Source organism: Sphingomonas yabuuchiae, from assembly GCF_014199595.1.
GTDB lineage: Bacteria > Pseudomonadota > Alphaproteobacteria > Sphingomonadales > Sphingomonadaceae > Sphingomonas > Sphingomonas yabuuchiae.
The window spans coordinates 18,108-27,483 of record NZ_JACHNX010000029.1; the positions used below are offsets into that span (position 1 = coordinate 18,108).

Annotated in this window: 8 protein-coding genes; 3 read left to right on the plus strand and 5 right to left on the minus strand. The window is 64.9% G+C overall.

The features are described from left to right. Position 1: 1 nt before the first annotated feature. The 3 genes from GGQ89_RS18265 to GGQ89_RS18275 are packed head-to-tail and all read right to left on the minus strand — an operon-like array spanning position 2 to position 5,210. The gene (locus GGQ89_RS18265) at positions 2 to 1,378 is read right to left on the minus strand and encodes an efflux transporter outer membrane subunit (protein ID WP_184106735.1); all 1,377 of its coding nucleotides are present in this window, start codon (positions 1,376 to 1,378) and stop codon (positions 2 to 4) included. Further along, positions 1,375 to 4,476 (minus strand): efflux RND transporter permease subunit, encoded by a 3,102-nt coding sequence (locus GGQ89_RS18270; protein ID WP_184106737.1) that lies wholly within the window; start codon positions 4,474 to 4,476, stop codon positions 1,375 to 1,377. The genes GGQ89_RS18265 and GGQ89_RS18270 overlap by 4 nt, the downstream gene beginning before the upstream one ends. Beyond that, positions 4,476 to 5,210 (minus strand): efflux RND transporter periplasmic adaptor subunit, encoded by a 735-nt coding sequence (locus GGQ89_RS18275; RefSeq protein WP_184106739.1) that lies wholly within the window; start codon positions 5,208 to 5,210, stop codon positions 4,476 to 4,478. Before GGQ89_RS18275 ends, GGQ89_RS18270 begins: the two co-directional genes overlap by 1 nt. 942 nt (positions 5,211 to 6,152) lie before the next feature. On the opposite strand from GGQ89_RS18275, the gene GGQ89_RS18280 reads away from it, so the two are divergent. The 3 genes from GGQ89_RS18280 to GGQ89_RS18290 all read left to right on the plus strand — a co-directional run bounded on the left by GGQ89_RS18280 (position 6,153) and on the right by GGQ89_RS18290 (position 8,225). Next, positions 6,153 to 6,542 carry a DUF3768 domain-containing protein gene (locus tag GGQ89_RS18280; RefSeq protein WP_184106741.1) on the plus strand — a complete coding sequence of 130 codons (390 nt, stop codon included), beginning with the start codon at positions 6,153 to 6,155 and terminating at the stop codon, positions 6,540 to 6,542. A gap of 125 nt (positions 6,543 to 6,667) precedes the next feature. Beyond that, a complete protein-coding gene (locus GGQ89_RS18285; RefSeq protein ID WP_184106744.1) occupies positions 6,668 to 6,925 on the plus strand; it encodes a hypothetical protein in 258 nt (85 codons plus the stop codon). 133 nt (positions 6,926 to 7,058) lie between these two features. Further along, the gene (locus GGQ89_RS18290) at positions 7,059 to 8,225 is read left to right on the plus strand and encodes a Fic/DOC family protein (protein ID WP_240456264.1); all 1,167 of its coding nucleotides are present in this window, start codon (positions 7,059 to 7,061) and stop codon (positions 8,223 to 8,225) included. On the opposite strand, the gene GGQ89_RS18295 is transcribed toward GGQ89_RS18290, so the two are convergent. Beyond that, positions 8,222 to 8,512 carry a hypothetical protein gene (locus tag GGQ89_RS18295; protein ID WP_184106748.1) on the minus strand — a complete coding sequence of 97 codons (291 nt, stop codon included), beginning with the start codon at positions 8,510 to 8,512 and terminating at the stop codon, positions 8,222 to 8,224. The genes GGQ89_RS18290 and GGQ89_RS18295 overlap by 4 nt on opposite strands. Before the next feature lie 9 nt (positions 8,513 to 8,521). After that, positions 8,522 to 8,920 carry a DUF4113 domain-containing protein gene (locus GGQ89_RS20365; protein WP_184106759.1) on the minus strand — a complete coding sequence of 133 codons (399 nt, stop codon included), beginning with the start codon at positions 8,918 to 8,920 and terminating at the stop codon, positions 8,522 to 8,524. Positions 8,921 to 9,376 lie beyond the last annotated feature (456 nt).

Consider the following 9,376-nt stretch of genomic DNA (forward strand, 5'->3'; position numbering starts at 1 on the left):
TCTAACCCGTCGGGCCGTTCGTCTGCCATCCACCACCGAGCGCCCGGAACAACGCGACCTGGGATTGCGCCACGGTGAGGTCGGACTGTGCCTGGGCGAGCGCGGCTTGCGCCCGCGCCCGCTCGGCATCGAACTGGATCAAGAAGGCGGTATCCCCCAGCCGAACCCGCGCGGCCGCGCGGCGGGCGTAAAGCGCGGACTGGACGCGCGCGGCATCGAGCGCACGATTACGGCGCACCTCGCCATCATAAGCGGCGAGCGCTGTTTCGACTTCGCGCAGCGCCCGCAGTACCGCTACATCCCAACCGGCGAGCGCCGCACGCTCGGTCGCGCGGGCCTGTTCCAGTCGTGCGCGCGCCGGGGCCTGATTGGGGAAGGCCCAGCTTATGAGCGGCGAAGCCGTCGCAACGAAGCCACCGGTCAGCAGCCCGACCGCACCGCCCAGGTTCACGCGGGGGTAGAGATCGGCACGGGCGACCCCGATCCGCGCCGCGGCAGCGGCGAGGCGGCGTTCGGCTTCGCGAATATCGGGGCGACGCAGCAGTAGCGCTTGTCCGTCGCCCACAGGCACCGCCGCGCGGAGCTTCGGGGGCGCATTGCAGACGATGTTGAACCCGCGCGCTTCAGCGGGGGGGCGGCCCTGCAAAGTTGCGATCCGGTACAGGGCATTCGCGCGCGCCGCCCCGAACGGGGCCAGCGTGGCGCGGGTGGATTCCAGCAGGCTAGCGGCTTGGGAGACTTCGAGCGGCGAGACTTCGCCAGCAGCAAGCTGGTTGCGTACCACGCCAACCGAGCGCTCCTGAACTGCGATTATCTCGCCCGAGACATTCGCCGCACGGGTCGCGCCGCACAGATCGACATAGGCGAGCACCGTATCCGCCACGACCGCGACTCGCAGCGAGTCTAGCGCCGCGGCCTGAGCGTCAGCATCGGCCCCGGCCGCCAGCGCGCCCGAGCGCAGGCGGCCGAACAGGTCGATATCCCAGCTTGCGGTCAGGGCAAGATCGTAATCGGTGGTCGGCACGTTCGACGACGCGCTTGGCTGCGTCGCGCTGTTGTCGATCGTCCCCGCGCTCTCGATCGTGGTTTGCGGCAGCCGCGCAGCACGCGCTTGCCGCAATGCCGCGCGCGCGCCGTCGAGATTGGCATAGGCGACGCGCAGATCGGCATTGGCGGCAAGGCTCGCCTGGACCAGTCGATCGAGCGCCGGATCGTCATACAGCCGCCACCAGTCATTCGGGACCGGGCCGATCGCCGCAGTCGGGAGGCTTGCGAAAGCACCCGTGGCAGTCGCAGATGCGATCGTCGGCGGGGGCAGAGGCGCGGTCATGCACCCCGCGACCGCGAGCGCGGCGATTGGAGCAAAGCGGCGGATCATGCGGGAACTCCGGCGAGCGGGGCATCGGGTGTGGGTTTCTCCCGTCCAAAGCGCGCGTAGAGTGCGGGCATCAGGAACAGGTTGAGCACGGTCGAGGAGACAAGTCCGCCCAGGATGACGATCGCCATCGGATGCTCGATTTCATGGCCCGGCGCGTTGCCGGCGACGATCAGCGGCAGCAGCGCAAGGCCGGCGCACGCGGCGGTCATCAGGATCGGCACCAGTCGTTCCTCCGCGCCGCGGAGGATCAGGCGGGGGCCAAATTCCTCGCCCTCAAACCGGCGGAGATGATCGTAGTGCGACAGCAGCATGATACCGTTGCGCGCCGAGATACCGATCACGGTGACGAATCCGACCAGTGAGCCGAGCGACAGCACCCCGCCCGTCAGCGCCACGCCGACGACACCGCCGACCAGCGCGAACGGCAGGCTGGTCGCAACCAGCGCGGTGATGCGTGCCGATCGAAACTCCAGCCATACAAGCAGCAGGACGCCCAGCAGGCACAGCAGCCCGGTTGTCCAAAGCCGCTGGCGCGAGTCACGCAGCGCCGCATATTCTCCCAGCACTTGCGGGTGATAGCCGGTCGCGAACGGCACTTGTCCGACCGCTGTTTCGACGGCGCGCGCGACCGTACCCAGGTCCGCGCCCGCGACGTTCAACGTCACGTCAATCCGACGCTGACCGTTCTCGCGCTTGATTTCATTGGGCGCGGGCATGACGCGAATATCGGCCACGTCGCGCAGCCGCACCGGCGCGCCCGCAGGCGTCTGGATCATCATGTCGGCAAGCGCATGGACATCGCCGCGCACCTTGGGTTCGCCCCATAGCGCCACGTCGAACGCCTTCTGGTCTCGGTAGATTTCACCGACCTTCTGTCCCGCGACCAGCGTTTGCGCCTGTCGCCTTACTTCGCCCGCGGTGAGGCCCAGCGTGGCGAGATCGCCGGGCCGGGGACGGACCTGAATCTGCGGCACCAGCACCTGTTGCTCGACCTTGAGATCGGCAACCCCGTCGATCGCCGCCACCTTGGCCCGCACCCGCTCAGCCGTGGCGCGAAGCTCGACCTGATCGGGACCGAAGATGCGGACGACGACGGTCGCGCCCGCGCCGCTCAGCACTTCCTTGATGCGCTCGCGCAGATAGGTAAGCACGTCGCGGTAGAGGCCGGGATAGCCGTCGATCACTTCCTTGATACGCGCGACGCTGGCGTCATAGTCGACATTCTCGTCCAGGCTGATCCATAGCTCGGTGAAGTTCGGGCCGACCACCTCGTCCGCGGCTTCGGCACGGCCGATATGCGCGCCGAAGTTGCGCACGCCGGGGATTGCGCGCAGCTCTCTGGACGCGCGGATCGTGATGCGGTCCATTGCCTCGATCGACGTGCCGGGCTTCTCGACGAAGTGCATCAGGAAGTCGGTTTCGCGGAAATCGGGCAGGAACTGGTCCTTGAACCCGGCGTAGCCGACGCTTGCCAGCAGCAGGCCGCCCGCGACGATCCCCATCGCCAGCGCCGGTCGCGCCACCATGCGCGGCAGCACCCCGGCGTAGCGGCGTTTCAGCGCCCCGACGAGCCGCGTGTCACGCTCTGCCTTGAGGGGCGCGTTCGGCAGCAGGAACAAGCACATCGCCGGAGTCACCACCAGCGCGACCAGCAGCGACGCGGCGATCGCCAGCACATAGGCGATGGCGAGCGGTTGGAAGAACGTGCCCGCCACCCCGCCCAGGAAGAAGATCGGCAGGAACACCAGCATCACGATCAGCGACGCGAACACCACCGCCGATCGCACTTCCAGCGAGGCGGACAGCACCACATCGAAGTTGGAGCGCGGGTTGCCCGCCTCGCGGTTGAGCCGCAACCGGCGAGCGATGTTTTCCACGTCGATGATCGCGTCATCGACCACTTCGCCGAGCGCGATGACCAGCCCGGCAATCACCATCGTGTTGATCGTGGCACCGCTCCACAGCAGCACCAGGCCCGCGCCGAGCAGCGACAGCGGGATGGCGACCAGGCTGATCGTCGCCTGCCGCCAATCGCGGGTGAAGACGAACAGCACGACGGCCACGAGCAGGCAGCCGATCGCGAGCGCGCGCGTCAGATTGTCGATCGAGCGTTCGATGAAGGTCGCGGGGCGGAAGATCGTCGTATCGACCTTCACGTCGCGCAGGCCCGGCTTCAGCTCACCGATCGCGGCCTCCACGTCACGGGTAAGCTGAAGGGTGTTGCCGGTCGGTTGCTTCTCGACGATCAGCATCAGGCCGGGGCCGTCGTCGATGATTGCGTTGCCGATCGGCGCGGCGAAGCCGTCGACCACGCGGGCGACGTCGCCGATGCGGACCGGCGCTTCGCCGCTCTGCTTGATGACCGCTTGCGCAAGATCGGCCGAGGACTGGATCGCGCTCGTCTGCTGGACCGCGAGGCGCTGCGTTGCCGTATCGACAAAGCCGCCCCCACCGACCAGCACCGCGTCGCCGGCCGCGGCGCGCAGTTCGGCGAGCGTCACGCCGGCAGCGCGCAGTCGGTCGGGATCGACCAGAACTTGCAATTGGCGGTCGCGGAGACCCCAGATCGCGACGTTGGCGACGCCCGGCACCGCCATCAGGCGCGGCCGGATCGTCCATCGCGCCAGCTCGGAGAGCTGCATCTGATCGAGCTTTGCCGACGATATGCCGATCTTCATCGCCCGACTGGTCGACGACAGTGGCGGCAGCATCACCGGGGGACGCGCCGCGGCGGGCAACCGCGCCTGCACCTGCGTCACCCGTTCCTGCACGAGCTGGCGGGCGCGGATCACGTCGGTGCCGGACGCGAACAGGATCGACACAGACGACAGGCCGAGCACGGACTTGGACCGCAGCGTCATCAGATCGGGGACGCCGTTGACCGCCGTTTCGATCGGTACGGTAATCAGGCTTTCCACCTCTTCGGTCGAAAGACCAGGCGCTTCGGTCTGGATCTCGACCATAGGCGGTGCGAACTCGGGAAACACGTCGAGCGGCACGTCGCCGGTCGCGCGCAGCCCGAGGACGACCAGCAGCGCGGCGAGCGCGAGGACGAGAACGCGCTGGGTCAGCGCGGCACGGACCAGCCAGGCGAGCATCAGTGCGGCGTCCCGAACTCGGTCCCGAACAGCTCGGCCGCCCCGTCCGTCACGACTTCGGCACCGCGCTCCAGGCCGCGCGACAACAGCGCACGGCCGTCCGCGACGCTCGCGACCTCGATCCGCTGCCGGACATAGGTGTCGGGCGCGGTCTTCCGGTACACCCATTCGCCGCCATAGATGTCGCGGACGATCGCCGCGGTCGGGACCGACAGTCCATCCGTCTTCCCGCCAAGCGGCAACGCCACGGAGACGCGCTGGCCGACGCGGTAGGCACGGTCGCGATTATCGAGCGCGAAGAACAGATCGACGGTGCCCGCGACCGCATTGGCCGAGGGCGGGGCCTGGACCGGGCGTGCAGCGCGTGGAGCGGCGCGATCGTCACCGAGCGGACGAACCGTAGCGGTGCGACCGCGTTCGATGGCGCTCACGTCGGTGCCGAACACAGGCACCCGCACCCACAGCGTCGAGAGATTGCCCATCGACGCGATCGAGGGACCGAGCAGCCCGCGTTGCGCGCGGGCCGCATCCAGTGCCGCCCGCGCGGTGGCAAGTGCCGCCGCGGCTTCGTCGCGCCCTCGCACGCTGCCCGCTTCCTCACGCACCAAGGCGTCGGCGCGGTTATAGGCGATGACGGCGAGCCGCACTTGCGCTTGCGCCCGCGCGACCTCGCCTTCGGCCGCAACCTGACTGACCCCGATCTGGGTGAGGTTGCTCGTCGATCCCGTTGGCACACCCGCTCCGCCGGTTGTCGGCACGACGACCTCGCCGCTGGTTTCGCGGACTTGCGCGGCCGAACTATCGCCAATTCTTACCGTTCGGATGCCGAGACGCTGTTGCGCTTGCGTCGTGAGGGTGAGCTTCAGAAGATCGCTTTCGTGAGCGACCGCCGCGGCCTTGGCTGGGAGGGCTGGGGGTGAAACCGGATCACTGCCGCATCCGGTCAGGATCACCAGCAGGGGCCATGTGGCGATCGGAAGGCATCGGATAGGCGTCATGCCACGATGGTAGCAGCCTCATATTGGCAGCAGCTTGGGGCGACTATACAAAACCCCAATGTTCGGCAGGAAGCGATAGGCTGGTGTCACAACCGGTCGAGACTGTTGAAAAACTCGGCGAGCAGGCAGTGCGGCCACCTCGCGCGTAATATGATTGCTTGCAGGTCGCCTATTTTGCACAAGAGGTTGCGACGGTCGGCGCGATACAAGAAGAATATTGCTCGGACCAGCGCCTCTTCCGCGCCGGAGCTACTTTTTCAACAGCCTCGATCGCTTGTGACACACCGGCATCCGGCCTTCACACGCACGCGGCTTTGCGAAGGTCAGAACCCGCGTCACAATATCGGCTGCGGGGATCGACAAACCAGCTCGATCACGACCGCTATATGGTTGCCGAACAGACCAATTCGGGGCTACCGTGAATCAGTGTCCGAGTAATGCACAGAGGCCGGACAGGGGAACACCAAGGGCGCTGCCCTTTCGTTCCCGAACGACAATCGACCGCCCGTGTAGTCTGCCAAGATCGCTAGACGACGCCCTTCGGGCGTCGAGCGATCTAAGGCAGCCCGCCCGCGCCAGCGGTAGATTCTCGCCCTCCCTCCCCATCCCGTTCCTCGCCGGAACGGCAGGGCCGCAGGCCGTGGCCTTGCGGACCATGCCAGATGAGGGAGAAATACAATGACTGACCAGACCGACCGCGCCGACGCAATTCGCGTTCTCAATGATGCCGCGCGAGCCGTTCCCGGCGTCACTTGCCGCGCAAATATCACTATCGGGGTACAGTCTCTATCCGAAGCGGATCGCATTGCTGTCCTTCGTAATGTTGTCGGATTTTCCAAATTCGACGGTGACAACGACCCGCACGGCGAACGCGATTTCGGCACGATCTACAAACTTGCTTCTGGTGACTGGACCCAAAACCGACCTACCGATTCAAACGACATTGCCGTGACTGTTTTCTGGAAGATCGACTATTACGACAATCGCTTGGAGTACGGGAGCGAAGCGCCGTGGGACGCATCTAAAACGACGCGCGTGCTGACGATCATGTTAGCTAGCGAATACTGACGCTTAGCGGCTTTACGATCTGCGCTCAAAGGAGCGCAGATCGGGCCACTTCGTTCAGCTTAGGGATAAGCGATTTATTGTTAATTCACCGCCGATCGGCTATGATCGGAGCGAAGGAAATTGGCATGGCTCAGCTAAACATAGATGTGATCCGCGCTCAAATCCGGGCGATGGACTTCCAGCGGGGAACCCCCGATCAGGTCGCACAGTGGCGCGAGGACGATCGCGATTCACGGCATAATCTCGTCATTGAGGGCATGAATCCGGAAGCGGATGAGGATGCACTATTTGCGATGATGATGGATGAGGGCGTGCCTCCCGCACTCGCTTCTAAGCTCGTCGTGGATATGCTCACCACCAACGCGAGCCAGCTCGCAGCCTGATACCTTGCCCATTGACCCGTATACCTATCCCGGCACCGAAACCCTCCGGAACCGGCTAGGAATCACCGACGATAAAGAGCTTTCCCAACGCGAGCGGCTGATAACCCGCGCTCGCGGAAACGAAGCCGCGCGCATGGATTTTCCGCTCACGCCCGACGGGTATCGCGCGCTCCACAAGCATATGTTTGGCGATCTTTATGAGTGGGCGGGCAAGGATCGCAGCGTCAACATCGGCAAGGGCGGAAGCCTATTCGCCGCAGCACCCTACGTTTCCAATGGCCTCGATGCCGTCTTCAAAGACCTGAATGGAAAAGAGGGTTTTCGCGGCCTCCCGAGGGCCGAGTTTTTCGACCGGCTTGGCAACCACATGAACGAGCTGAACGCCGTTCATCCTTTCCGCGAAGGCAATGGCCGCACGATGCGCGTCCATGCCGCGCAGATCGCGCGACAGGCGGGGCATCCAATCAAGATCGCGAGTATCGACGAGCGGGCTTGGATGGACGGATCACGCCACGGTTTCACCACTGGCGACCATCGCGGCCTTAGCGCCGCTTTGTCCGCAGCAGCCGTTACGCGCGACCTAGGGCCAGAGGCGAGAATGGGGCCTGGAGGGATGGCAATGCTCCCTCCCCGCGACCCACCGGCAGGGCAGCGCTACAAGATGTCGCTCGCGAAGGTTCGTGAGGAACTGGACAAGTATATGCCGCCTGCCCGCGCTGAAGCGGCCGACAGGCTACGCGGCATGATTAAGGACGGCGCGCCTTCCGACCAGATCGCGTCCGCGCGGACCGAGCTGGCCTATGTTCGGCACGCCAAGGGGCCGGTGTATCAATCCCACCTGTTGACCTATCTTGGCGCGCGCGACGTGGAAGCGGTCATCAGCCCAAAGCAGACGCCGATGGAGCGGGTTCGCGAGATCGGATCGGCCTTGGCGGTGCAGATCAACATGCAGAACACCGCACAGCTTCAGCGAGCAATTCGCGCGCTCGAGAAGCCGATCCTGCCCCCGGGCCATTCGCCGGCACACGACCGATTGGCGGCGACGTTCCTGAAGAACTCACCCGACAAGAACCTTGCCGACCCACGCCTTGCGCCCGCGCAGGCCATCGTTGATGCGGCTATGGGCGCTGCGCGTTTGCGCGGTGACAGCTCGAAAACCGTTGATGCCGTAGGCGAGGCGACGCGGAAGACGATCGCCGGGAAGATCCGCAGCGGGGAACCGCTCGACCCCAAGGCACCGGAATTTGTGGGCAAGGCACCGACGACACCCGCCCCGCCTACGAAGGACCGAACGCGCTAGCGCAGTCGATTGATGGTATCAGGATCGATCGCGTCGCGAATGATCCTGCTCATTGCAGCGAACACATCCGGACTATCATATCTGGCTGCTTGGCGTGACGGAGGGCAATGCAGGAACGAGGCCCGATCATGGTCCAGCTCGACAAACTCGTCATCTTTGAGGGCGATGCGTTCGCCTGGCTCAGCATCGAGGATCGCGCGAGCCTGATCCTTGGTGACGGTCAGATAGTAGGGAATGCTTAGGCCGTGATCTATTTCCGGTAGCTGGAAGGTGTAAGTTTCAGCCATCGAATCCCTCTAACGCGCTATCGGTATCTCTCGAATCCTAGTCGTCCAAGCGTTACTTTTCATTGTGCGCTTGGTGTCATAGCTTCGATCCCCCTGCCCTTCCGCGGCTATCCTGATCGTATTCCGACCGAAGCGCTGGTTTAGGCCATCCAACGCGGCGAGAAGATCGCCGGCTTTTGGATCAGCCGTTGCGAAGAGGTCCGTTTGCATCGCGTCCTCAGCGTGCAGCCCTTCCAGCATCACCCCGCATTTTGTGTAGATCGCGTCATGGACGAACATGGCATCCGCCAGCTCGCCAGCAACACGCGCGACGACGCGCGGATCGTTGCTCGCCGGTGAGAGCCGCGCCGATCGCGAGGCTGACGGTGCGTTCGGCTTGTAGGGGTCGGTTCCGGCTGAGGGCGAAATGACACCCTAAGCGAAACGGCAAGAAGGGGTGGGGAGCGGACATCGCGCCCCCGCCTTGCGTCATCCTGAACTTGTTTCAGGATCCATCGGGCGATTGGTGCCGGAGCGTGGTGGCTCGTGCCGCCATCTCGGTTGGCCGATCATAAACTGGGCTTTCGGATTGATGGACCCTGAAACAAGTTCAGGGTGACGGCTGATTTGGGGTGGGGCGCGGTCATCCGTCATCCCGGCGCATGCCGGGACCGTGGGCAAGTCTTGAGGCGATAGCTATCGCCAGGGCGCCCGGACGTGAGGCTGCTTCTAAAGACAGCCCACGGTCCCGGCATGCGCCGGGATGACGACCATTGGGAACGTCTGCAACGGGGCGGATGCTGCCCTTCACCATTCCGCCGGATGGATGTCGATCAAATGGATCAAATGTCAGTGAGATCCTCAGGGTACATCCCACCGCGCTGG